The organism is Leptolyngbya sp. CCNP1308, from assembly GCF_034932455.1.
Classification (GTDB): Bacteria; Cyanobacteriota; Cyanobacteriia; order Phormidesmidales; family Phormidesmidaceae; genus Nodosilinea.
Map to the genome: position 1 here is coordinate 1 of NZ_JAYGIH010000072.1, position 25,744 is coordinate 25,744.

The 25,744-nt window shown below is 57.5% G+C and carries 18 protein-coding genes; 6 read left to right on the plus strand and 12 right to left on the minus strand.

Annotated elements, in window-relative coordinates; translation table 11 throughout:
* Positions 1-318: 318 nt before the first annotated feature.
* The gene (locus VB780_RS14285) at positions 319-3,879 is read right to left on the minus strand and encodes a hypothetical protein (protein WP_323351832.1); all 3,561 of its coding nucleotides are present in this window, start codon (positions 3,877-3,879) and stop codon (positions 319-321) included.
* 145 nt (positions 3,880-4,024) lie between these two features.
* Positions 4,025-6,805: a UPF0182 family protein gene (locus tag VB780_RS14290; protein ID WP_323351833.1), complete on the minus strand. Its 2,781-nt coding sequence runs from the start codon at positions 6,803-6,805 to the stop codon at positions 4,025-4,027.
* 319 nt (positions 6,806-7,124) lie between these two features.
* Here VB780_RS14290 and VB780_RS14295 point away from each other — a divergent pair, with 319 nt between their 5' ends.
* Entirely contained in the window at positions 7,125-10,469 is a 3,345-nt protein-coding gene (locus VB780_RS14295; protein WP_323351834.1) for a tubulin-like doman-containing protein, read from the plus strand.
* A gap of 210 nt (positions 10,470-10,679) precedes the next feature.
* Positions 10,680-12,239, plus strand: coding sequence for an ABC transporter substrate-binding protein (locus tag VB780_RS14300; RefSeq protein ID WP_323351835.1), 1,560 nt, complete (start codon positions 10,680-10,682; stop codon positions 12,237-12,239).
* Between the two features lie 75 nt (positions 12,240-12,314).
* On the opposite strand, the gene VB780_RS14305 is transcribed toward VB780_RS14300, so the two are convergent.
* Together VB780_RS14305 and VB780_RS14310 are read right to left on the minus strand one after the other, a co-directional pair.
* A complete protein-coding gene (locus VB780_RS14305; RefSeq protein ID WP_323351836.1) occupies positions 12,315-14,225 on the minus strand; it encodes a lipase family protein in 1,911 nt (636 codons plus the stop codon).
* An 80-nt stretch (positions 14,226-14,305) separates the two neighbouring features.
* Positions 14,306-14,443 carry a hypothetical protein gene (locus VB780_RS14310; RefSeq protein ID WP_323351837.1) on the minus strand — a complete coding sequence of 46 codons (138 nt, stop codon included), beginning with the start codon at positions 14,441-14,443 and terminating at the stop codon, positions 14,306-14,308.
* Positions 14,444-14,603: 160 nt separating this feature from the next.
* Here VB780_RS14310 and VB780_RS14315 point away from each other — a divergent pair, with 160 nt between their 5' ends.
* From VB780_RS14315 to rpsU, 3 genes are all read left to right on the plus strand, one after another.
* Positions 14,604-14,807, plus strand: coding sequence for a hypothetical protein (locus VB780_RS14315; protein ID WP_323351838.1), 204 nt, complete (start codon positions 14,604-14,606; stop codon positions 14,805-14,807).
* Between the two features lie 194 nt (positions 14,808-15,001).
* Complete coding sequence (locus VB780_RS14320; RefSeq protein WP_323351839.1) at positions 15,002-15,301, plus strand: RNA-binding protein; 300 nt, start codon at positions 15,002-15,004, stop codon at positions 15,299-15,301.
* Between the two features lie 148 nt (positions 15,302-15,449).
* On the plus strand, positions 15,450-15,638 hold the full coding sequence (gene rpsU / locus VB780_RS14325; protein WP_073608157.1) for a 30S ribosomal protein S21: 189 nt from the start codon (positions 15,450-15,452) through the stop codon (positions 15,636-15,638).
* A gap of 4 nt (positions 15,639-15,642) precedes the next feature.
* Here rpsU and bioF read toward each other — a convergent pair whose 3' ends face one another.
* From bioF to VB780_RS14345, 4 genes are all read right to left on the minus strand, one after another.
* A complete protein-coding gene (gene bioF, locus VB780_RS14330) occupies positions 15,643-16,836 on the minus strand; it encodes an 8-amino-7-oxononanoate synthase (RefSeq protein ID WP_323351840.1) in 1,194 nt (397 codons plus the stop codon).
* 91 nt (positions 16,837-16,927) lie between these two features.
* Positions 16,928-17,350, minus strand: a complete 423-nt coding sequence (locus tag VB780_RS14335; protein WP_323351841.1) for a VOC family protein — start codon at positions 17,348-17,350, stop codon at positions 16,928-16,930.
* Positions 17,351-17,377: 27 nt separating this feature from the next.
* Positions 17,378-19,672 (minus strand): 1,4-alpha-glucan branching enzyme, encoded by a 2,295-nt coding sequence (glgB, locus tag VB780_RS14340; RefSeq protein WP_323351842.1) that lies wholly within the window; start codon positions 19,670-19,672, stop codon positions 17,378-17,380.
* A gap of 120 nt (positions 19,673-19,792) precedes the next feature.
* The gene (locus VB780_RS14345; RefSeq protein ID WP_323351843.1) at positions 19,793-20,092 is read right to left on the minus strand and encodes a hypothetical protein; all 300 of its coding nucleotides are present in this window, start codon (positions 20,090-20,092) and stop codon (positions 19,793-19,795) included.
* A gap of 135 nt (positions 20,093-20,227) precedes the next feature.
* Between VB780_RS14345 and VB780_RS14350 the strand changes: the two genes are divergently transcribed.
* Positions 20,228-20,938, plus strand: a complete 711-nt coding sequence (locus VB780_RS14350; protein ID WP_323351844.1) for a pre-peptidase C-terminal domain-containing protein — start codon at positions 20,228-20,230, stop codon at positions 20,936-20,938.
* A 291-nt stretch (positions 20,939-21,229) separates the two neighbouring features.
* Here the strand turns inward: VB780_RS14350 and VB780_RS14355 are convergent, their stop codons facing one another.
* From VB780_RS14355 to VB780_RS14370, 4 genes are all read right to left on the minus strand, one after another.
* Complete coding sequence (locus VB780_RS14355) at positions 21,230-21,991, minus strand: phycobilisome rod-core linker polypeptide (protein WP_323351845.1); 762 nt, start codon at positions 21,989-21,991, stop codon at positions 21,230-21,232.
* A gap of 153 nt (positions 21,992-22,144) precedes the next feature.
* Positions 22,145-23,545, minus strand: a complete 1,401-nt coding sequence (fumC, locus tag VB780_RS14360; protein WP_323351846.1) for a class II fumarate hydratase — start codon at positions 23,543-23,545, stop codon at positions 22,145-22,147.
* 149 nt (positions 23,546-23,694) lie between these two features.
* On the minus strand, positions 23,695-24,360 hold the full coding sequence (locus tag VB780_RS14365) for a PEP-CTERM sorting domain-containing protein (RefSeq protein ID WP_323351847.1): 666 nt from the start codon (positions 24,358-24,360) through the stop codon (positions 23,695-23,697).
* 194 nt (positions 24,361-24,554) lie between these two features.
* A complete protein-coding gene (locus VB780_RS14370; RefSeq protein WP_323351848.1) occupies positions 24,555-25,742 on the minus strand; it encodes a DNA double-strand break repair nuclease NurA in 1,188 nt (395 codons plus the stop codon).
* Positions 25,743-25,744: the final 2 nt, after the last annotated feature.

Below are 25,744 nucleotides of genomic sequence, written 5' to 3' on the forward strand. Positions count from 1 at the left end.
TTGAAAAGTGCTGGGGGTGGTTGAAAAGCCGGATTCGAAAAGCCCTTCCTCATGATGATGGTCTGCGGGCTGCCATTGAGGCCGTCCTCAAGCAAGCCGCGTCCTAACCTAAGTGGCTATAGCTATAATGGAAGCCGCACTGGCCGATGTGCTGGTTTACCTGCTGCTGGCAGACATCGAGCGAAAACGTCCCTTACTACAGCAGCAGGGGTTTGAAGTTCAGATTACCAGGTGCAAGATGTGAGGAGAGAAAACTTAGGATTCAGGACTCACTCTAGGTGACGTTTGCATTTACCCCGACTCTAGTAGGACAAAGGGCTACTGAGCGTTTTGCCGGGCGTAGTTAAGGTTGGGCTGATAGTCAACTGCCTTTTGCTGGGCAGTGGCGTAGTTGGGGTCAGAGGTGGGGACGCGCTGCATGAGAGCGATCGCTTGGGCCCAAGCGTCGGCCACCTCCTGCCATTGGGCCGGAGTACTGGCGGTTTGGGCCTGGTTGGCTGCGGTTTGGGCCGCATTAACCGCTTGCCTAAATAGATCCTCTTCGGCCACTGCCGCTGGGTCGACTGGAGGCGGTACCGCAGGCTCGGTGATCCTAGGATCGCCCACCGGGGAAGGCTGCCGTAGACGGCCTAGCAGCCCGTTGAGCAGCAGGCCCACCAGAGCTAGCGCCAAAGCCCCCAAACCCAAGCCTAAAATTAGGCGCATGGGTAAGCTAGACCCTCCTCCTGCCCGGCGGACGCTGCCGTCGTCGTTAAACTGCTCTGGGGAGAGAGAGACGTGGGTAGAGGGGTCTGAGCCAAACTCTTGAATGAAATCGTCGGTGGCGTCGGGTTCATCATCTACTAATGCCCCCCCATTGCGGTCTTGAATGAATCCATTGCTGTCTAGGGAACTGTCGCTAAACCCCCCGGCATCAAACCCTTCATCTTCAAAGCCTTCATCGCCGAAATCCTGGATCTCAAAGCCTTCGTCGCTGAGTCCTGCGGACTCAAAGCCGGGAGAATCCAGCTCGTCGTTGCCAAACTCAACGGACTCAAAGGCCGGATCGGCCATTATGTCATCGCTGATCCCGACGACAGAAGCCGGTGCAGCCCCAGCAGCATAATCCTCGGGCTGCCCTAGAAAGGTATCGTCAATGTCGCCAGGTTCGCCAGGCATGGCGAGATCGGGGATAAAGTCGCCCTCAACGGTCTGGTCTAACTCCATGGTTGAGAAGGGCATATCGGTGTCGGCATCAAAGCCTGTCCCGTAGGCCTCGGCTTCAAAGGGATTAGGAGTGGTGTAGGGAGTCTCAGCCTGAGGATCGAAGCTCAGGCTAGGATCAAACGCAGTCTCGGGCTCGACCTCGAAGTCGACAGGGGAGTCTAGGACGAGGTTGGGGTCAAAGCTGCTGTCCTCTGCGGCCCAGGGGGGAACCTCGGCCTCGGGAAACTCCGAGACGCTCTCCCCAGGAAAAGTATCTGCGCTCGGCGGCTCTAGGAGCAAATCTTCTGAAGTGGCTTCTAGCTCAAAATCGTTGGAGATGGGGGTGTCGATCGCTTCAACACTGAGTTCGTCTGCCGCTAGGTCAAGGTCAGCAGCGGCAAAATCAGCGGCTCCCAGATCGTCGTAGGCGTCTAGATCGTCGTAAGATTCCAGGCCAGGGTCGGCATCGACGGTCAGATCTGGTTCAACTGATGCCCAGTCACCGCTGCCCAAGGCGGCAGCTTCGGTGAGGTCGAGATCAGCAGCGGCACCTAAATCCTCAAAGGCTAAATCTTCTGGGGCTAAAAGCTCGGGGGCCAAATTCTCTGAACCCGTTTCCAGGTCTGGTGTAGCGTAGCCAGTACCCAAATCGAGGTCAGAGAACGCATCGGCGGTGGGTGTGATTTCCTCAGCCATAGGGGCTTCTGGATCGAATCCTGGATCCTCAAACCCCAGGCCGAGTTCGGCATCGAACTCGGTGACCCCTAGGGGATCGGGTTCTACCCCAGGCAGATCTAGATCGCTGGGAATGTCCTCCAGGTTGGTCAGTTCCTCAGAAAGGCTAGCTTCGTCGCTCAAGCCATCGTCAAAACCGACTAAGTCATCCATCCCAGACAGATCGGTGGGCCAGGGGTCGGCCGTGCTGTCTGCTGGGCCTGGGGTGGGGATGCTGCCCAAATCTGGGCTGGCGTCGCCGCTGCTCCAAAGGTCGTCTAGATCGCTATCGATGTCAGGGGCTGTGGGGGGAGCCGCCGGGGTGTTGATGTCAAAGTTGAGGTCGTCGGAGGTGATCGCCTCTAACTCAGCGATCGCTTCCCTATCGCCCACACTCTCAGTCAGCTCTGGATCGGCCTCAACGTCGAGATCAAAATCAGCAACGGCGTCAGAGTCGCTAGCGGCAGGCCATTGATCAGCCTCTAAACCCAGAAGAGCCGCTTCATCGGCAGCGGCAAAATCTAGGTCTAAGGCGGCGTTGTCGCCGGTCGGTAGGTCAAAGTTGAGCCCATCGCTGGCCTCAGTGGGTGCATCCTCCAGTCCAAGATCTAGATCATCATCAGCGGCAAAATCTAGATCTAGGACACTGTCGTCGGTTCCTAGGTCAAAGTTGAGTTCATCGCTGGCCCCATTAGGTGCATCCTCTAGTCCAAGATCTAGATCATCATCAGCGGCAAAATCTAGATCTAGGACACTGTCGTCGGTTCCTAGGTCAAAGTTGAGTTCATCGCTGGCCCCATTAGGTGCATCCTCTAGTCCAAGATCTAGATCATCATCAGCGTCTGATCCATCGGGGGCGCTGGGTTCTTCCCCATCCAGATCAAAATCTAGATCGGTGTCAGCCGCTGCCATTGGAGATGGTTCAAGACCTAAATCTAGATCATTCTCTGAAGCCCCGGCAAATTCGTCACCCATCTCGAGGTCGCCCATGCCTAAATCGAGGTCAAAGTCGCTCGCTGGGGCACCCTCAGCGGGTTCATCGATCAGATCTAGATCAAAGCCCAGGTCATCTGCGGCACCTGCGGGAGCATCGTCTAGGCCTAAGTCAAAATCAAGTTCTGCTATGTCGGCGGTGGCGCTCCCTGAGTCTTCGGTGACGCCCAGGTCAGCGGCGGGGGTATCGGCCAGGGCCAGATCGAGATCGAAGTCGGCAGCGGGCTCGGTGGCGGTGGGCTCAGAGAATCCCAGATCAAAATCTAGATCGGTGGCTCTAGCATCGCTCGGATCTTCGCCAAGGCCTAGATCGAAGTCGAGATCGCTGGCGTTGGCAGAGGCATCCGTGAACTCTAGGCCAAAATCATCGGCAGCCCCTAGGTCTGTACCGCTGTCGGTGAGGCTAGTGTCGGTCAGGTCGGGATCAAAGTCGCTGGCGCTATCGTCGGTAAAGCTTAGGTCAAAGTCGGATGGAGCATCGAGGTCGAGATCGCTGGGGCTATCGGTAAACCCTAAGTCGAGGTCGGCACCGCCGAAGTCATCGCCCAGGGCTGCGTCAAAGTCGCCTAGCTGATCGAGGTCGAGGTCGGCACTACTGGTGCTGTCGAGGTCAAACCCAAGGTCGAGGTCATCGCTGGTCGGGGTGGGCGCTAGACCTAGGTCAAAGTCCAGATCGCTAACTGGGGAGTCTTGCAGCACCAGGTTTTCGCTCCAGGCGCTGGTGTCAGCCCCCAGTTGTTTACCGCTGACGGTCAGCTGTTGAACGGTGGCTAGCTCCAGCCCGGTGATGCCTTTTTTGACATAGGCAACTAGATCGGCCTGGTTGGGAATTTGGGCGGACTCTAGGTTCACCTGGAGGGTGCTGTCGTGGTGCACCACGTGGGCAGTAATACCCTGGGCCTCTAGGTGGCGGTTCATCAGAGCCGCGATCGCCTCTGGGTCACCCTGACGGGCCAGTTGCAGAACAGTGGGGGGCGGATTAGACATAGGGGTCTATTGAATTCGATGAATTCAGCGCACAGGCCGGAGAATTCCCTATAGTATGCCCGCGGTCGCTGATATTGACACAATCATCGGGTCACAGGGTGTAAACCCGGGGTAATGTCACCCCAAATGTTACAGGCCCTAAATGTTACGGATTTTGTTGATTCAGCTCCTGTAAAGCGCGCTCTAGCTGCTGCTGGGCTTCGCCGTAGCGCTGCCAATCGCCCTGCTGGAGAGCCTGCTGACCACTTTGGTATGATTCCAGCGCCGACTGCACCAAATCGGACACAGTGCTAGGTGGTGCCGGTTCGGCACCGGGATCGGCGGGGGCAGGGGGTGGGGCGATCGCATCGCCAAAGATGGCATCCAGGCTTTGATCCAGAGTTTCGCGCATGACGACGCGATCGCTGTAGGCCACAATCACCCGTTGCAGCGCGGGCAACTCACCCTGGTCGGCTCGTAAATAAATCGGCTGAACATAGAGCAGCGACTGCTCGACGGGGATCACCAGCAGGGTACCGCGAATGACCCCCGAGCCCTGCTGGCTCCAGAGGGTGAGCTGCTCAGAAATTTCCGGGGTCTGGCTGATGCGGGCCTCGATCTGGGTGGGGCCAAACACCAGCTCCTGCTTCGGAAATTCGTAGAGCAGCAGATTGCCGTAGTTGTCGCCATCCGAGCCGCCCGCCATCCAGGCGATCATGTTGTCGCGGTTGGCCGGAGTAAAGGGGAGAATTTGCATAAACTCCTCTCCCTCTAGCTGGGGCAGCTTCATAATCACGTAGTAGGGCTCCATCGGCTCCACTGCGCCCTCCTCCCCATGCTCGGGAAAGCGCCATAGGTCTTCGCGGTTGTAGAACACCTCAGGGTTTTCCATGTGGTAGGCGCGGTACATCTGGGCCTGCACGGTAAAAATATCCTGGGGGTAGCGCAGGTGCTCGCGGTAGCTTGCGGGAATCTCTTCGATGGGTTTAAACAGACCCGGAAAAATGCGGCTGTAAGTGGCCAGCAGCGGGTCATCGCGATCGCGCGCGTAGAACTCCAGGCTGCCATCGTAGGCGTCGATAAAGACCTTGACCGCATCGCGAATATAGTTGACGCCGTTTCGCATCAGCGGGCTGGTGTTTTCCACCAGCGAGACCATGTCGGTGCGGCGGTTGAGCGGCTCGGAGTAGGGATAGCGATCGCTGCTGGTGTAGCCATCCAAAACCCACTTGATGCGCCCGTCGATCACCGCCGGGTAGGGGTCGCTGTCGTAGGTGAGAAAGGGGGCCACCTGGCGCACCCGCTCGGTAATCAGCCGGTGGTAGTGAATGCGGGTTTCGGGGCTGAAATAATTAGAAATCAGCACCCGCACGTTGCCCAAATCGAAGGCGTAGGCCAGCCGCCGCAGCCACGAGTTGAGCGGCACGCCGCCCTCCCCGGTGTAGCGGTAAGCCGCATTGGTATCCCCCTGGGGATAGTCAAACTCGTCGGTATTGGCCCCCGTAAAGATGTAGTTGCGAGTGCTTTCGCCGTAGTAGAGGCGGGGCTGGTCGAGGGGCAAATCGACGGTGGAAACCGGGGGCACATTGCGAATAAAAAAGTCGGGCAGCCCGTTGGGGGTGACCTGGTTGACCGGGCTCATCACGATGCCAAAGCCGTGGGTAAATTTGAGCTGGCGGTTGATCCAGTTTTGGGCTTCGGGGGGCAATTGCTCGACCGGTAGCTCGCGGGCCGAGAGGGTGACCTGGCGGTAGTCGCCGTTGAGGGTGTAGCGGTCAACATCCACATCTTCAAAGTTGTAGTAGAGGCGAATTTCTTGCAGCTGCTTGTAGGTACTTAGCAGCGGCGCGTAGTCCCACAGGCGAATGTTGCCGATGGTGGGCTCATTGGCGTCGAGCACCGCGCGATCGAGGCTGTTGTCGGCGGGAAAGGGCTCTGACACCACGCTGGTGAGGCTATAGGCCTCGCGGGTAAAGGCAATATTGTGCTCGATATAGGGGCGCTCCATAGTGAGCTCATTGGGCTCCACCACAAAGTTTTGCTGAACCCAGGGGTACAGGCCGTTGACCAACACCAGCACGCCCAGATAGATCACAATGCCAAAAATTGGCAGCGAAAAGCCGCTGCGCCCCAGGGCAATCAGAAACAGCGCCGCCACCGCCAGGGTGACAAACCCCATCAGCCAAAAAGACTGGAGTCGGGCATGGACATCGGTGTAGCCCGCCCCAAAGATGACGCCGCTGTCGGAGTAAAGCAGCGAAAAGCGATCGAGCCAGAAGCCCCCCGCTAGCACTACTGCGATCGCCGTCAACAGCAGGCACAGGTGGGCTTTGGCCTCCCCGGTGAGAAAGTACTTCCAGCCGCGCTCGGGACGCACCTCCCCCTTGAGAGCATACACGGCGCTGGCCAGCAGCAGCGACCACACCAGCAGACCCAGCAGGTTGTCTTGCAGCCCCTGCCACAGGGGCAGCTTGAACATATAAAAGCCAATGTCGCGCTGAAAAATGGGGTCAGCGGTGCCAAACTCGGTGGGGTTAAAAAATTGCAGCACCGTCTGCCAGGCCGACGCGGTGCGCAGCGCCACCCCCAGCGAGAGCAGAAAAACCAGCCCTGCTGTTCCCAGATGGATGAAGCGTTCGATCTGCTGGCGCTGGGCCGGGTCGGTGTAGCGGCTCGACAAATGGTAGGCGCGATCGCGGGTCAGCCGCCGCGCCATCTGATAGTTGGCCCACAGCACTCCGCCGTAGAAGATAAACGACCCCACCCCTAGGGCTAGCTGCCACTTGATGCGAACCCAAAACACTGGCGCGTAGCCCACCGACTCAAACCACCACGACTCGGTGAGCAGGTGCACCAGGCTGCCCGAGAACACCAGCAGCAGAGTAATGGCCACCAGCCAGGGCAGGAATCGACGGGCTCGCAGGTTTTTGGGGGGGGAATAGGTCACAGGTATGGCAGGTAGGGGCAGAGTGCAGCCAGGCAAAATATCTAAACATAGTGCCTGAGGTGCCGTTGCTTCTAAAGTCTAGCGATCCCACCGCTGAGACAAGTCGCCGTGGCCCCTAGGCTTAACTTTTTTTAGGACGCGATCGCCCCACAGGCCCTATCTTGGGTCAAATCTCCATCGACCTAAGGCAAGCCGGGCTGGAATAGGGAGAGTTACTGTAGATTGTCAACTTTTGATAAGCCTTTGCGGAATGCCCGTAGTCCTACGGAAGTTACTGGGGAAACCTAACAGGCAGTAGCCCTCCCTCGGTGCCCCACCTATGAGCGAATATACCGGCATGACCCCCACCGTCATCATTGGCGTCGGGGGCACTGGCAAAGAGATTCTGATCAAAATTCGCCGCATGATCGTGGAGCAGTATGGCTCCCTCGACGCCCTGCCGATCGTCTCGTTTTTGCACATTGACACCGAGCAAAACGCCCGTGTCTCCGAAGCCCAAACGGTGCTCAAGCAAGACATTTCCCTGCGACCCATCGAGCAGGTGTGGGCCAAGGTCGAAGACGCCAAGGCCATTCTCAACAAGCTCTCGGCCTACCAATACCTGGACGAGTGGTTCCCCAGCGAGCTGAAGGGTACCGACTCGATTCTCTCGGGGGCGGGCCAGATTCGCGCCCTGGGGCGGTTTGCCTTTAGCCTCAACTACCCGCTGATCAAGGACTACTTCACCAAGGCCAAGGGGCGCATCGTCGGCCATGAGAAATTCATGCTCGATCGCTGGAAGGTGCAGCTCGACAAGGGCATCAACATCTTCGTAGTCTGCTCGCTCTCCGGCGGCACCGGCTCCGGTATGGTGATGGACTTGGCCTACAACCTGCGCGACTGGGTACCCGTCTCAGAACTGCCCCAGACCAGCGCTTTTTTGGTGCTGCCGGGGGCCTTTTCGGGATTGGGCGATCGCGTCATTGCCAACGCCTACGCCGCCCTGATGGAGCTGAACCACTACAGCCGGGGCGACACCCGCTTTGACGTGCAGTACAGCGACAGCCAGAGCGATCGCATCACCAGCCAGAGCGGGCTAGATGTGCCCTTCAACTTCACCTACCTAGTGGGCAACAGCAACGACAAAGTCACCTTCCCCACCCTGGGTGACGTGTTGGAAATGGTGGCCCAGAACGTGTTTCTCGACTTTAGCTCCGGCTTTAGCCAGTACAAAAAGCTGGTGCGCGACAACGTGCGCAAGCACTGGGCCAGCCCCGACGCCCTGGGCTACCCGCAAAACTTCATGAGCTTTGGCCTCTCCAGCATTCAGTTTCCGGTGGAGCGGGTGCTGAATGCTTGTTCTGCTCGCCTGGCAGGCAAGCTGGTGGACTGGTGGAGCAACCCCACCCCGGCTCCAGCGGCGATGTCCGACCTGATTCGTACCGAGATTCTGCCCGGCCTATTTTTGGCCGAGTCAGAGCATGACCACCAGATCATCGACAGCATCAGCATGGGCGACAACAAAAAGCCCTACGCCAAAGAAGTCGCCGACTGGGCAGCGGGCATCCGCAAGCGCCGCAACGACTTGAATATCCCCTTCGAGAACCTGCAACGGTTCATCTCCAACGAGCAGGAAAAATATGCCCCCCACTTCCACGACACCGGCACCGACCCCAAGCGCTGGAGCGACTACTTTCAAAAAATGTGGGACAACCTCACCTGGCTAATCCCCGAAAAGCGCAAGGAGCTGAGGGCGGCAGTCTACCTGATGGTGGAAGATCGCTTTCGAGGGCCGAAGTTTACCCGCCAGTTTTTGGAAGTCTTAATTGAGGTGTTTGCCGACTTTCGCAGCAGATTTGACCAAGATCGGCAGAAATATTGGCTGCCTCGTGAGCGATCGGCCCAAAACGCCCTGCAAACCCTGCTAAAGCAGATCGACGATCACGCCAAGCAGATGATGATGCTCAACCGCAAGAAAGTCATCGAAGACGACTTTCAGGGCATCATGCAGGCCCTAGAGCAGGTCTATGTCTCCAAGGTCGAGGTCAAAGCCCGCACCTTGGGGGTGATGCTGCTCGACGGCCTGCGCGAAGAAATTGACCAGCTCTTAGTCGATCTCACCGCCTTTGAGACGGTGCTGAGCAACGTCCAGGTCGAACTGAAGGACAAAGAGCGCGTTTACACCCGCGAAACCGGTGGTCTCACCGTCAACGGCATTCTGCTCTACGACGAAAAGGAAATCGACGCCGCCTACCGCAAAACCGTCGCCGACCAGGAAGAAACCCTCTGCCAAACCCTCTCCCAGCAGGTGCTCGAAGAACTGCGGGTGCGCCTGTTTGACCTCTACCCCTACGACGCACTGAAAACTAAGGATCTCTACGAACGGCTGCTGGGTCAGGCCATGGATGTGTTTCGCCGTCGCAGCCAGCTCGACATCTCCACCGCCCGCAAATTTCTGGAGCAGTACCCCACCGTGGAAATGCAGGAGGCCCAGATCAAAACCACTTTTGAGAAATCGGAAGCCTTTTTGCGCCTCAGTCAGGAGCAAAAGAAACTGGGCTGGGATGACAAGCTAGAGAAGTACCAAAAACTCGTCGGCATCCAGGGCGGCAGCAAACCCACCGACCCCGCCGTCTCGGCCTTGCTGCCGATGATTCGCAAAACCAGCACCGTCACCGACAAAGAAATTCGTCCCCTCAACGACCCCTACCACATCTACTTTGTGCAGGAGATTGGCGCTTTCCCGCTGCGGTTGATTGAGGGCATGGAGCGGATGCGATCGCTCTACCGCGCCGTCAGCCAGGCCGACCACAACCCCCTGCATACCCACCAGGACTATCGCCAGTTTGGCGATGTCATGCCCGAAACCAGCAACGAGCGCCAGGCCCGCTATAACCTGATGCTGGCCAACGCCCTGGGCCTGGTACGCCAGGAAGACAACCGGGTGACGGGCTTTGCCGAGGTCAAATTCACCTACCGCAACAAGCTCACTGGCTTTGACCAAACTGAGGTGATGGGAACGACCTGGCAGGAGGCCGAGGACTTTTTGCTCACCGACCAGAACCGTCGCCTGGCCGAAACTCTGGATGGCGCGATTCGGGCGATCGGCGAACAGGCCGCCACCAAACCCCAAAAGCAGGCCCTTTACGACCAGGTGATGACCTATCTGCAACAGCGGGAGCAAACCCTCCCCGGCGGCCCTGACAGCGAGGATTACAAGCGCATTCAGGCGGCGATCTCCAACTTTGTCACCACCCACCGCCTCTTTATTCCCTCAGATGCTCCCGCGGCTCCTGCCGCCATCTCCACCGCCGCCCCGTCTTCCTCACCACCCCCCTCCCTCGACTCTGAGAACCTAGTCAAATACGCCAAGCTAGTCGAAACTTGCTATCGGCGCGGCAATCCTTCGCCTACAGAGCTAGAACTGCTGGAGAAATTTCGGGTGAAGTACGGGGTTTCGGTAGGGGATGCCAATGCGATCGCCGCCCAATACCAACCCCAAAACACCGTCGAGCACGCCGCTGCCGAATACGGGTTGATGTTCCGCGCCTTTCTCGACAACGACGGCGAGATTGACCTAGAAGAGCAGGCCCAACTGCTCGACCTCCAGGAAGAACTCGGCCTCACCAACGAGCAGGTCGCCACCATTGAGGAGAACGTGCGCGCCGAAATGAACCGACCCTAAGCAGAAAGTTTTGAGTTTTGAATGCTTAGTTTTGAGTTCTTGGCATGTCCTAGTCCTAGGTTGGGTGCAGCGCCAGCGTAACCTAATGCTCGTGGGGATTGTTGGGTTCCACTTCGTTGCACCCAACCTACCTGACTTCTTTAATTCAAAACTCAAAACTCAACCCTCTCCCCACCGCCCATCCACCCTCTACTCATCCACCCATTTACCATGACCGACAGCTTCAACCACGTCACCTGCCCCAAGTGCGGCTACGAAGAAAACACCACCACGGCCCAGAAGTGTGAAATCTGCGGTCAACCGCTGAAAAAGAGCAAGTCTATCGCTCCGCTGATCGCGGGGGTTGGGGCACTTATCTTTCTAGCCGCGCTGGGCTTCACGGGCTACAACGCCTTTGTGCGTAAGGATGCGCCCCAGACTCCGACGGCGGTGCCGACGACCCCCACGGATGCCAATGCTGGTACCGGGACAACCACCACCACCGCTACACCAACGAACACTCCAGGCCAGCCTGCTGATGTTGCCAATGCTCTGAGCTGGGGCGATCGCATCCTCTTCACCGATACCTCCAACGCTGACATGCAAGCCGGAGCTGCCGCCTACGCCTCGGGCGACTATGCTACCGCCGCTGCTCGCTTTGACGCTGCCCGTAAGGCCGTCCGCAACGACCCCGAAGCGCTGATCTACCTCAACAATGCTCGCATTGGGGCTACCCCCGCCCTGGGTATCGCTGCTGTGGTGCCCATTGGCGATAACCCCAACACCGCCCGCGAGCTGCTGCGGGGAGTGGCTCAGGCCCAGGATGAGGCAATCAAGGCTGGAACGCCTGTGAAGGTGCTGATTGCGGACGATGGCAACGATGCCGGTCAGGCGGCTGCGATCGCCAATGCCCTTGTCCAAGACCCCAACGTCGTCGGCGTCATCGGCCACGGCACCAGCACCACGACCCTAGCCGCTGCCCCCGTCTACCAACAGGGCCAGCTGCCGATGATCTCCCCCACCAGCACCACTACAGAGTTGGCTACGGTGCCCAGGGAGGGCGGTAATTTCGTTTTTCGGGTTATTCCCAGCGACCAGTTTACCGGCACCACCCTGGCCCGCCACATGCTCACCCTGGGCAAGACCAAGCCCATCGTGTTCTACAACTCCCAAAGCTCCTACAGCAAGTCGCTGCAAGACGCGTTCTCCACCACCGTGGGGCTGGAGGGTGGGCAGGTGGCCAAACTGGTCGATCTCTCCCAGGGCAACCCCACCGCCGAACTCCAGGACAGCGGGGCCGATGCCATAGTGCTGCTGCCCGACTCGGCCACCTTTGATGCGGCGATCGCCGTCGCCCAGCTCAACAATGGCCAGCTGCCGGTGCTGGCTGGCGATGCTTTCTACCGCATTGATGCTCTAGAAAAGGGCGGGGCCAGCCTGACGGGCACCGTGGTGACTGTGCCCTGGCACCCGCTCAAATCGACCCCGCCTTTTGCCCAGACCTCCTCTAGCCTCTGGGGCGGCGATGTCAACTGGCGCACGGCCCTCAGCTACGACGCGTTTCAGGTGTTGAGTTCAGCCCGCACAGTCGGAAATGTGGCCCCCGGCAGCGATACTTCAGGGCGAACTGCGATCGGTCAGGCGTTGGCCGCGCAAGGATTCTCAGCTAATGGATCCACAGGGGCGATTAGCTTCTTGCCGTCGGGCGATCGCAATACCACCGTGCTGCTAGTCGAAGTTAAACCCGGTACTCGTTCAGGCACTGGGTATGACTTTGTGCCGCTGCCGTAGGGGGTGGGGAGTAGGGGATTAGATGGATCGAGAAAACATTAACCTCCTACCCCTTACCCCTCACTCCTCACCCATTTACCCCTCAGGGCTGCTGCGCCGCGCCCGCATACGTTCTTTCATGCCTTCCACAAAGTCGCCGCTGATCTGACCCCGCTCAATCTCCAGCTTGGCCTCTTCTTCTTCGCGGTTCAGCGCCTTTTGCAGGTTGGCCACGTAGAACTCCATCTTGTGGTCATCCACCGCGTCGGGGGTGCCCGAGGTGACAATGGCGCGAATCATGCCAAACAGGCGATCAGGGAAGCGCTGGAACATAAAGGATTGGCGGCGCAGGCTGCCCGAGTCGTTGAAGTAGCGAAACTGACCCATGTGGCCGTACACCCGCGTTGGCACCCAGGGAATAATCTGAGGTGGAATTATTGGCACGATGTCGTTGTTGTTGACGTAGCGGACGATGCGATCGCCCATCCGCGCGTTCATGTAGTTCACCAACTTCCAGTCGGCCACTCGGGGCTGGCCAAAGGTATAGAGCCCGCTGACCTCAAACCCCTGGGTTTCTAAGGAAATTGTGGCCACTGCCGCCAGGGCACCGCCGAGGCTGTGGCCGGTGACCCACAGCTTGGTCTCTGGGGTGCGCCACTTTCTCAGGTAGTAAACCACCTGCTTTTCCACGCTTTGCCAAGCGTCTAAAAAGCCTCGGTGAACCCGTCCGGTGGGGGGCACTGCCTCCTGATCGGCCAGCACCGTAAATTCTTTCAGGCGAATCTTGAGGTTGGTCTTCCAGTCGGTGAGCTGCTGGGTGCCCTTAAACACCAAAATCAGGTTGTTGTCGCGCCGAAATAGGAATGCCTGGGTGTCAGTGAGGCGCATGTCGAGGTACATGAAATTGTCGCGGATATCGCGGATGCTGGTTTTTTCGCCCTCCTGTAGCCAGTCTTTGATCACCTCGACCACATACCTGCGGGCGTTGAGCTGCTTCCAGCGGTTGTCGATGTCGTCGCTGAGCCACAGCCGCGAAATGTCGGTGACATAGTCGCGGTCTTCGTAGACTAGGTGAGCGGCTTTGGCCAGGCACAGGGCGCGGTAGGTGTCGTACTTGCTGTCATCGGTCTCGATGCCGCTGAAGTCATGGGTAGAGTAGGGGGGCGGCAAAATTTTGAAGCCAAAGCGCTCAAACAGCTTTTGCACCCGCCCGTAGCCCGCCCAGTGAATGTAGTGAGACAGCTTGTCGTAGAAGCCCGAGCCGCCCTTGCGGCGGTAGCGGCGATCGCCAATCAACCGAATCCAGTGAATAATGAAGGGCTTGATCTCCTCGGCCATCACTAGCCCCGACTCGATCATAATTTCAAAATATTCCAGTCCGCCCAAAAACGAGTCAAACCAGTCGCGCAGGGTGACTTCGATGATGAACTCTTGGTTGTCGTACTGCTGCACCAGATCCAGGGTTTTGGGGGCGATCGCATTGTTCTGGCTGGCCAGACGCTTGATCTCATCGAGGCCATTGCGCATTTTGACCATCTGATCGTGCGATCGCAGCGCCCGCCGCAGCCGGTAGTCAGTGGCCTCAAAGCTAATTGGCCGACCATCCTCGGGGTGGTTGACGTAAAACGTGCGGTACTCCTCATAGTCGAGAATATCCAGCACGTTTTTGACAGCCGGACGCTCGCGAAAGGCCTTCACCTCCTGGCGGGCCAGCTCCATCCGCTGCCAGCGTCGCTGCTGTTGATACACATGCAGCCAGGTCAGGGCAATAAACGCGCCGCCCGCCAGGCTCAGGCTGGCCAGCAATAGGGCTGGCGAGATGCTCGTCATAATTCTCAAAGGTGCTCGCAGCAGACGCCTCGGCATACTCTGAGCAACGAGCACCTCTGAGGTTTGCAGCTCTGACCCATTAGTCAGCGTTGCTGCTGCCCTCGTTGCCGGGGCGATGGCACTAGTGGCTAGGCTGAGCGAAACCCCAAAAACGAGAAAAAATCGACGAATAGCCATAGTTACTACCGACAAATTCCCATTGCTTGCCCCGATGCTACCGGAAAAACCTTGAGGCAGCCTTCCAAACCCCAAATCCTCTATCCTGCCCCCGGCACCAGCCGATTCAGCAGCGCCGGATCGATCCAATACCAGTAGGCCATGCCCAGCAGCAGCAGTAGCGTTGTGCCCAACAGCCACAAAGGCCAGCGGGGCTGAGCAGTAGGGGGTAGGCTCATGGCAACCTCGTAACGCATTTTGCTAACTCTACCCTGGCCTAGATCTGCCCCAGGGAAATTCTCTACACAATGGCGCGGGCGCGGGTTGTTACAATTTTTGAGGGGCCTTTAAAAATCGATTTTGCCCTAACGCTGACGTTATGAGGCTTGAAAAAAGACAATGGCGGTTAATTGCGCGGTAGATTGTAAAGACGGCTGTGTGCTGGGGAACGACTGCCCCAACCTGAAGTACACTGCCGAAGCGTCAAAATTTATTTCTGACACCCCCCTCGATCAAATGCTCGCGATGGCCGACGAGGCCGTGCGCCGCAAAATGATGGAGCGGGCCTCTCAGCCGCCCAAATGGGTGCTGCCAGAGGATTAGACGTCTCTGATAGGCGATCGCGCGATGCTCCTCCGGAGCGGCTACGCCAACGCCCCATACTGGTCACAAGGTAGCCCTGTGCTATCGTGTGACAAGCAAGTTGTTAGTTGCATTACCGGCTTGGCTTAGTCCTTAGTTGAGTACATCTCCTTGATAACTTTCTACTCCTTCTCTCTCTATTTGGAGATGTATCCATGTCGATTTACGTAGGGAATTTGGCCTTTACCGCCACCCAAGACCAGATCACCGAGGTCTTTGCCGAATATGGTGCCGTTAGCCGGGTTAGCCTGCCTACCGATCGCGAGACCGGTCGTCCTCGCGGTTTTGCTTTTGTTGAAATGGAAAGCGAAGCCGATGAAGACAAAGCCATTGAGGCCCTAGACGGGGCCGAGTGGATGGGTCGCGATCTGAAGGTCAACAAAGCTCGCCCCAGAGAATCTCGCGGTGGCGGTGGCGGCGGTGGTGGCGGCGGTGGCTGGAACAGCCGTCGCTAAGCAACAGGGTGTGGCTGAGTACGCTTGGCCACACCCATAACATTCGGGCGTTGTCGAGAGGGTATCGCACTGGCGGTGCCCCAAGGATTTTAGGCTGACGCTACTAGAGCGCTGCTTTATCCGCGTTAGCAGATTTTTAGGAGAACTAATGGCCCAGGTTGTATTGGGAGAAGACGAAAATATTGAATCGGCCCTGCGGCGCTTTAAGCGCAAAGTAGCTCGGGCCGGCATTTTTTCGGACATGCGGAAAAATCGCCATTTCGAAACCCCCATCGAAAAGAAGAAGCGTAAAACCATCGCCCGTCAGAAGCAGCGACGCTGGGGATCAAAACGCTAGGCGTTTAACCCTTAATCAGAGTCTGTAGTTCAGCCACTAGCTGGTCTAGGTGATGTGGTTTATGGGTAGCCATTAGCGTAATTCGCAAGCGGCTCGTGGGCACCGTAGGCGGTCTTACCGCTGCGACCCACAGGCCCGCCGATTGCAGTTGCTGGCTGGCTGTCAAGATAGCCTCCGCTGATATGCCCTCCAGGCAGATAATGGGCGAAGCCGACGGCAAGCGCCGTAGCCGAAAGGGCTCTGCTGCTGACTCTGCCAAGATTTGATCAATCTGTTGAATGAGGTAGTTCACTCGGTGCCAGAGTACTTCGCGGCGCCAGGGTTCTTGCTGGATAATCTGTACCGCCGCTAGGCCCGCTGCTGTGTCCGCTGGAGATAGGCCTGTGGTGTAAATCCAGCCTGGAGCGCGGTTGCGGAGAAAATCGATCAGCTGGGCAGACCCAGCTACGTAGCCCCCCAGGCTGCCTAGGGCCTTGCTGAGGGTGCCAACTGTGACCAAAGGATGGGTGGTGCAGCCCAGGTGCTCTACAGCCCCAGAGCCACCTTTGCCAAACACTCCCGTGCCGTGAGCCTCGTCCACGAGCACCATAGCGCTGTAGGTTTCTGCCACAGTCAGAATTTCTGCCAGCGGGCACAGGTCACCATCCATGCTGAATACGCTGTCGGTGGTGATCAGGCAGCGGCGGTGGCGATCGCGGTGGGTCTCCAATAGTTCTTTCAAGTGGGCCACGTCCCCATGGCGATAGTCCAGGGCTGTGGCCCCGCTAACCTTCCCCCCTGCCCTCAGGCTAGAGTGATTGTACTCGTCGCCCAAAATCAGATCTGGGGTGCTGACTAGGGCGGCGATCGCCCCCATATTGGCCAAATAGCCCGAGCTAAACACGATCGCATCCTCGGTGCCCTTGAGGATGGCGATCGCCCGCTCCAGCTCCCCATGCAGCTCTCGGTGGCCGCTGAGCAGCCGAGAGCCGGTGCTGCCAGTGCCGTAGGTGTGAATGGCCGCGATCGCCCCCTCCGCCAGCCGAGGGTCGCTGGCTAGCCCCAGGTAGTCGTTGCTGGCAAAATTCACCAGGGTCTGTCCCTGGCGCTGAATCACAGCCCCTGCCATACCCTCGATCGCCTGCACCGAACGATACCGGTGGGCGCGATGCAGCGCCTCTAAAGACCGATCTAGCCAATCGTAGGGAGTTTTGCCCATAGGTGGGGTGAGCGCCTTCAATGACTACATCGCTAACCGTGCTCCAGCAAACCAATCCAGGATTTATCTTAGATTGGTGCATTGGAAACGCTCAATCTAGCGCCGCCCATTGCGGATTCCACACCACCTCCCAAAGGTGGCCATCTGGGTCTTGAAAATACCCCGCATAACCACCCCAAAACGTCTCCTGGGCAGGTTTAACGATAATTGCACCAGCGGTGTTTGCCTGCTCCATGACGGCATTGACTTCCTCCCTAGAGCCCACATTGTGCCCTAGGGTGAATTCCGTTGAACTGGCTACACCTCGCGACAGCCCCGTATCGTGGGCAATGCTCTCCCGGGGCCAAAGCGCAAGCCGCAAACCTGATTGAAGGTCGATGAAAGCCACGGCTCCATACTCAAACTCCTCACCCACAATGCCCTCGGTAGAGAGGCCTAGGCCATCTCGGTAGAAACGCAGCGATCGCGCCAAATCATCCACGCCAAGGGTGATGACGGTAATGCGGGGTTGCATAAAAGCCTCGGGTTAGCTAACCCACCATTACTGATCTGATAAGGCTTTCTGGGTTTCTTCTGAAGTCAGCTTCAGCACAATCACCCCTAGCGGTGGCAGCGTCAGATCGAGTGAATAGGGGCGGTTGTGGAAAGACCAGTCCTCAGACCACTTGCCACCCAGATTCCCCATGTTGCTGCCGCCAAAGTCGCGGGCATCGCTGTTGAATAGCTCCTTGTAGTAGCCCGGCTCGGGTACGCCCACCCGGTAGTGGCTGTGAGGCTGGGGCGTAAAGTTGCACACCACTACCACAAAGTCGTCACTGCCCTTATCACGGCGGATAAAGGCCGCCACGCTGTGGCGGTTGTCGCTACAGTCAATCCACTCAAAGCCAGCCTGGTCAAAATCTTGGGTAAACAGCGCCGGTTCACTGCGGTAAAACTCGTTGAGCTTGCCCATAAAATACTTGAGGCTGGCGTGGGGCTGATGCTGAAGCAGGTGCCACTCTAGATCGCCCCAGACATTCCACTCGCTCCACTGGCCAAACTCCATGCTCATAAACAGGGTTTTCTTGCCCGGGTGCATGAACATGTAGGTATAGAGGCAGCGCAGGTTGGCAAACTTCTGCCATTCATCCCCCGGCATTTTGCCCAACATATTGCTCTTGCCATGCACCACCTCGTCGTGGGATAGCGCCAGCATAAAGTTTTCGGTAAAGGCATACCAAATACTGAAGGTGACGTTGTTCTGGTGAAACTGTCGGAACCATGGATCCATGTTGAAGTAGTCCAACATGTCGTGCATCCAGCCCATATTCCACTTCAGGTTGAAGCCTAGCCCGCCGACGTAGGTGGGCCAAGAAACCATGGGCCAGGCTGTTGATTCTTCTGCGATCGAGAGCACGCCGGGGAAATAGGTAAACAGCACGTGGTTTACCTGGCGGAGAAAGTCTGCGGCTTCAATGTGCTCACAGCCGCCATACTCGTTGGCCACCCACTCCCCGTCCTTGCGGAAGTAGTTGAGGTAGAGCATCGACGCCACCGCATCGACCCGAATTCCGTCGATGTGGTACTTTTCAAACCAAAAAATGGCGTTGGCCACCAAGAAGTTGCGCACCTCGTTGCGCCCGTAGTTAAACACCAGGGTGCCCCACTCCTTGTGCTCACCCTTGCGGGGGTCGGCATGTTCGTAGAGGTGAGTGCCGTCAAAGAATGCCAGACCGTGGCCATCCTTGGGAAAGTGGCCTGGCACCCAGTCAACAATTACCCCAATGTCGTGGGCGTGGCACTGGTCGACAAAGTACATGAAGTCTTCGGGCGTCCCGTAGCGGGAAGTGACGGCGTAGTAGCCGGTAACCTGGTAGCCCCAGGAGCCATCGAAGGGGTGCTCGGCGACGGGCAGGAGCTCAATGTGAGTAAACCCCAGCTCTTTGATGTAGGGAATCAGCCGATCCGCTAGCTCTCGATAGGTTAGAAACCGGGCTCCCGGTTTAAGCTCGGCCACCGTAACGACTGGCTCTGGGCTGCCGTCGGGGCGCAGGGCAGGGCTGGCCGATGACTCATGCAGCCAGGAGCCGACATGGAGTTCGTAGATAGAGACTGGCTGGGTCAGGGGTTCGGTCTGACGCCGCTTTTCCATCCAGGTGGCATCTTGCCAGGCATAGCTGTCTAGATCGGTGACGATAGAAGCGGTTTTGGGGCGAATTTCCTGCTGAAAGCCATAGGGGTCAGACTTTTCGTAGATATGGCCGTCGTAGTTTTTGATTTCGTATTTGTAGTGGGCACCAACATCTAATCCAGGAATAAATAAATCCCAGATGCCGTTGGAGAGGCGGCGCATTTGGTGTTTGCGGCCATCCCAATAGTTGAAATCGCCTAGCACTGATGCATTGCGAGCGTTGGGAGCCCACACGGCGAAGTACACGCCGGTGACACCTTCGACTTCGGTGAAGTGCGCGCCTAGCTTTTCGTAAATGCGGTGGTGGTTACCCTCGCTAAAGAGGTGGATATCGAAATCGGTGATGGCACGGGTCTTAAAAGCGTAGGGGTCATAGATGACGTGGACATGGTCACCAATGACGTATTTAAGCTGGTAGTTGGCCAGATCTTGAACCTGCAGCACGCATTCGAAGAAGTGGGGGTTATGGTTAGACTCCATAGGCACTTCTTTGTGCTCTTCTGGCAGCACCACCCAGGCTTTGTCGGCCTGGGGTAAATAGGCCCTTACGGCCCAAACGGTTTGACCATCTTGCTGCACCATGTGCGGCCCCAAAATCTCAAAAGGGTCATGGTGTTGGTTCCAGACAATTCGGTCAATCTGCTCAGCGTCAACGGTTGCAGGCATGTTATTAAAGGTCCACAGGGGGATATAACGGTCTGTGTAAATTTACTATCTGCGGAATAGAGTAACAAAACTTAGCGATTCCCACAGGGAAATTTTCGCGGATCTTGGCTTATTTGACCCCTATCGTAAGAAAGGGAGAATGGGTTTGAGGGTACGTCTAAGCTGCAGAAGCTGAATCAGCTGAGCAATTTCAGGGTTAACGACGGGCTCAGTGTTGGGGTCACGCAGATGTTCTTGCAGAGCGGCGTAGTCTGCCGCCGAGATCGGCTCTCCGTTGAGGGGCGATCGCGCCTCTGTAATAATCTCTGTGCGCAAAATTTCTTCGGGAATGTCGTCGTGGGGTGGCAGGGCTAGAGCACTATTTCCTAAAACGGCTACTATTCCTAGACCAGTCGTCACGATGAGATGTATGGGGGGCATAGGCAGGCTAAGTCATATGGCTCCAGTATTACCATAGCCTGCTGCGACACCTCTAACGTTGTCTCAGGCCAGGTCGGGCTTGTGCTAGGCTGCATGGCAGATTTGTGTGTTCGTCGTTTCCCTTGGGGAGGTTGCATGGGTTTTCTACGGTTGTTTCCTGTGGGAGTAGTAGCGCCTGTAGCTCTGGTGGGGCTGCTGGCTGGCCCGACAACGCTGGTTGCCCGCGCCGACACTGTGCTAGAAGAGGCAGGCACCATTTATCCGGCAGAGTCTACCTATACCTTTGAGGGCACAGCTGGTCAGGTGATGACGATCACCCTAGCGAGTGAGGACTTTGATCCAGTGTTGTCGCTAACGGGGCCAGGGGAGGCTGAAATTGCGACTAATGATGACTTTGGCGGCACTTTAAACTCAACCATTATTGTCGAGCTGCCCGAAGACGGTACCTACACTGTGGTGGCTCGGTCATTTTCGGGTCAGGGTGGCGACTATGACCTCATTGTGCGCACCTCTACTGAATTTGAGACGACCTATGCCGAGGCCGAAGCCTTCGCCCTGGCCGAAGACTACCCAGAGGCTATTGCTGCTTACACTGAGGCGATCGGGATTGACCCAGACCAGTCATCGGCCTATCTAGGACGGGCCCAGGCCATTCTGGGGCAGGTGTATGTGGAGCAAGGCGATGCAGTAGAAGGGCCAGAGGATATTCCCTTAGAGGCGAGAGAGTTGGTCATAGCCGATTTTGAGCAGGCGGCTACTCTGTTTGAAGCTAGCGGGTCTGAAGACTGGGCCGCTTCTCTCCGCGAGCAGGCGGCGGTGCTGCGCGATATCGAGAGTTCAAACTAGGCTGAAATTCTATGGCAACTTTTCCGGATGAAGCCTCGTCTTAGGCGAAAAGGTGAATGGTAGATGCACCCTGAAAAGTCCCACTGGCGATCGCCAGGGGATTTTTTTTTGCCCATGCCCCTGTTGTGGGAGGAGCGTGCCGTAGAGGTTGCTGAATCTCGGGCTGGGTGAAGGATTGGGTAGCCGCTGATGAACGATGCGCGGGACTCATAATAAAAGGGGATGTGAGCGATCGCTCACATCCCCCATGGTGCTCTAGAAACATAGCCAGAAGGCTATTGCTGAACTGAGTTACATCGACACTTTGCGGTAAGGCACAGCGGTGGCGATGTTGATTTCGCTGGTAGATACACGAGCAGGTGCCGCACCACTGGCTCCAATACTGCGGGCCATGCCCAAAAAGCCTTGGGGGTTGCCAGCGGTAACTTTTTTCTCCTGGGGAACATACCGCTTGACCTGGGACTGCCACACAATCTGAGGGAAGCCCAGTTGGTTGCGGTGGTAGGCGTCGTAGCGGGGGTTCTTGATGTGAATGGGGCGCTCGCCTTCGGGGCGACCGGGCAGCACCCGACGCTTTTGGTAGGGCACGGTGTTGTAGCCAAAGCTGGTGAGATACTCTTCGCTGTCGAGGAGCTCATCGACTAGGCCTTTGATGCCCTTGTTGGCGACGACGATAGACCAGGCAATTTTTTCGCGATCGCTGTACACATCGCGGCCCAAGATTTTTTGGACGCAGTGTTCAACAAACTTGTAGTTGCTGTTCTTCTCGTAGAAGCTGCTATAGAAGGTGGGCGACAGCGCCAGGCCACGGATAAAGTCACGCACGGTGATTTGGCCATTGCGCAGCTGCGACTCCAGAAAAGGCTGGCGATCGCACTTAAACGCGTGGAAGAACATCTGCCGATAGGCCGCCTCAACCAGCGAATCCATGTCGCTGGTGTCGTACAGGTCATCGGAAGAGTAAAATCTAGGCTGTTCATCACCGCCGATTTCGTAAGCAGCAACGCGCTGATTTTGGCTGGACGGGGAATAGTTTAGTAGCGGAAGAGACACGTTTGAATCTCCAGAATCTTAGGAAAATTTACAAACTTTAAGCATGATCATACGGGAATGGCTGTCGCGAACCTGAGCAACCTGAATAAATCAACACAGTCCTTAACATTCCACAGAAGTGCCCACTGGAGGGATGCCATGCGGCTCTGGATCTCAAGGCAGGGTCATGCGGCGGGGCGCAATCAGCCGGTCAAACTCCGATTCTGAGACGTAGCCGAGGGCCAGCGCGGCCTGTTTTAGGGTGAGATCGTGCTCAAAGGCGTGGTGGGCAATTTGGGAGGCCTTGTCGTAGCCAATGGCTGGGCTAAGGGCCGTAACCAGCATCAGTGACTGCTGCACATACTGGTCGATTCGTTTTAGGTTGGGGGTCATGCCTGCGACCAAAAACTCAGTGAAGTTGTGGCAGCTGTCGGCCATCAGCCGCACTGATTGCAGCAGGTTGAAGATCATCATTGGCTTGTAGACGTTCATCTCTAGATAGCCGCTGGCTCCGGCAAAGGCCACCGCCGCGTCGTAGCCCATCACCTGCACCGCTACCATGGCCAGGGCCTCACACTGGGTGGGGTTGACCTTCCCCGGCATGATCGATGACCCGGGCTCGTTCTCTGGCAGCTGTAGCTCTGCGAACCCGGCCCTAGGGCCGCAGCTGAGCAGGCGAATGTCGTTGGCAATCTTGTAAAGCGACACCGCCAGGGTTTTGAGCACGCCGCTGGCCATCACCACGGCATCGTGGGCACCCATAACGGTGAACTTGTTGGGAGCGCTGACAAAGGGCAGTCCGGCGATCGCGGCAATGTGCTCGGCGGTGGCTTCTGCAAAACCTGGCCCCGCGTTAATGCCGGTGCCGATCGCCGTGCCCCCCAGGGCCAGTTCGTACAGCCCTGGCAGGCATCCCTCAATGCGTTTGAGGTTGTCGTCGAGCATGCCCACATAGCCTGAGAACTCCTGGCCCAGGGTGAGGGGTACCGCGTCTTGCATGTGGGTGCGCCCAATTTTGACGATGTCGCTCCAGGCTTCGGCCTTCTCGTTAAGAGCATTTCTTAGCTGGGTGATGGCAGGACATAGGCTGCGGACGAGAGCCTGGGCGGCGGCGATGTGCATGGCCGTGGGAAACACATCGTTGGACGACTGAGACATATTGACGTGGTCGTTGGGGTGAATGGGGGTTTTGCTGCCCATCTGGCCGCCAGCCAGCTCAATCGCCCGGTTGGCGATCACTTCATTGACGTTCATGTTGCACTGGGTGCCGCTGCCGGTCATCCACACATGCAAAGGAAAATGGTCGTCCAGGGTTCCATGGCTGACCTCATCGGCGGCCTGCACAATTAAGTCGGCCTTCTCCTGGGGTAGCTTGCCCAGGTCAGCGTTGGCCAGGGCTGAGGCTTTTTTGGTGAGGGCGATCGCATGCACCACCTCCAGCGGCATTTTGTCTTGGCCAATGGAAAAATAGCGAATAGACCGCTGGGTCTGGGCTCCCCAGTAGCGATCGCTGGGCACGGCGATCGCCCCCATGCTGTCAGTTTCCTGGCGGGTGTGTGGTGTTGGTTCGGCCATCGGCGGTAGTTCTCAGCGCGCTATCCTCCGATTCAACCACAGGGTCAAGCTTCTGAGCGCCTTTCCACAGAAAAGCTCCGACGAAGGGTAAGTCGCCGGAGCCGTGTGGGCAATAGTAGTGGGCAATGATCAGAGATTGAGGGCGAAACCTACCCCTGCTTTTTGCGAGCTAGGCCCGCAGCACTCAGACCCACCAGCACTAGGGCAGCGGTAGAGGCTGGTTCAGGGACGGTGGCGTTGGGTTCCTCGGGGGGGAGACCGCCTTGGGCTACAAACAGCGAAGCGTGGGACAGATCCTTTTGGTCGAAGGTGGCCCAAGTACCGCCGTTAAAGCTAGCAACGCTGTCAAAGTAATAAGCGGTATAGGCGTTGCCGGCCTTCAGGCTGATCACGAACGGAGAGGTGAGGGTGTCAGACACTGACCAAGTGCCGCTGCCCTTGCCATTCTGAACCCAGCTAAAGCCATAGTCGTTGGGGCCGGAGGAGTTTTTCCCGCCCTCGTACTTACCGTCAAACACCCAGCCGTCCCCTAGGGTATTGTCGAGAAAGGCGGTAAGGTCAGCGGCAATTGTGCTGCTGACGTCGTTACCCGATACTGGATTGAGACATTGGGTATAGCTCAGCGAAGACCCTCCGGCGAGGGGGTTGCTGGTGGCTGAGCCGTTAGCACAGGTCAGGGGAGCCGCAGGCTGGCTACCGCCGCCACCGCCGCCACCGCCTTTGCCAGAGTTTCCCTTTGCAAAGGCCTCGGGTGCCATTGACCCCAAAAGGCCAGTGAACAATAGGGCAACGCTCAATATTTTGAATGCTTTCATACCGGGCAAATCCTCCTTAAGTAGGCACTGTAGGCAGTAGCCATAGACGACAAGGGGGCGTTTGCGTCTGATGGTCTCTCCGAGACAGATATAGGTTTTTTGGTGTACTCCTTTACTTAAACACTCTCCGTAATAGAGCGTGTAGGGCAAAATACGGAGTTTAAGGGCGGTTCACAGAGACTTTATGGTTACCGCTAGCGGCGGCGCTGTTTGCTGACCATTTTGCGAGAGAGCCGCAGGTTGATGGCTTCGCGATCGGCCCAATCTTGCAGCACTCGCAGAAAGAGGTGTTTGTCTTGGCCCTGGAGTACGGCGGTCTGGTCGGCGGTTTCAATGCTGTAGGGGTAGCCGCCGCCGATAATGACTTCGCCTCGCACCCAGTTGAGGTACTGAGTAATGTGGCCGCTTTCCCACATCCAGCGGGGCATTTCGAGCCTTACAGGGTAGCCGTCGCGGGTGGTTTTGAGGTAGGTAAAGGCAATCTGGTCGCTGTAGTCGTTGTACTGATCTAGAACGCCGCCGCGATCGCACTGAAACACCGCCGAGCGATCGCCCCACTCCATCAGCCGAGCCAAGAGCTGGGCATCGTGAATGCCCTCGGTGGCCTCCAGGCCGTAGGCGTGATGCAGCATGCCGGTCAGATCGTGGGCGTAGGAGGTATCGACATAGCCCACCAGGGGCACGCGGCGGCGATCGCTGGCCTCCAGTAATGACAGAATTGACTGTACGTAGGCAGTTTGGCTCTCTTGGTCAAAGGCTTCGGCAAAGGTAACCACCAGCGCTCCGTCGAAAAACACCAGGGTGCGCTCGGGCTCTTCGCAGGCATTGATGTACTCCACCAGCCGCGCCACTTCCATTTGAAAGCGGCGAATGTTGACTCGGCGCTCCACAGGCTGAGCTGGGTTTGGCCCTAGATCGCTGGGGGTCATGAGGTCAACCCGCACATCTTTTTTGTAGGGCCGAGTGGCGCTGTGGGGGTTCTCAAACCAGCCGATTTGCAGCAGCGCAATGGGGATAGAGATGTCTTTGCCGGGGGAGATTTGGGAGCCATCCACCGCAAACGTGGTGATGTCTTGTAGGACAGTCTGCACCCACTGGGCGCTCTGTTCGCGGTTTGTCCAGCGATCGCCCACCGGGCCAGATTCCGTAAAGAAAAAGGGCAAAATGCCCTTTTCGGCGGCAATTTCTTCTAACGGGCGAGCACCCACAGGCCCAGTGTGGCGGTTGAGTTGAGCCGTCTGCCGCCCGTGGGGCAGAGCTGCAAACTCGATCCATGCCCGGTGGTAGGCGTGGAGCAGCTCAAACTTAGCCCGGCTAAAGGCGCTAAAGGCATCCCGCTTTTGGTCGAGCAGGGCTTTAATTTGGCTGGAACTCACTGGCATAA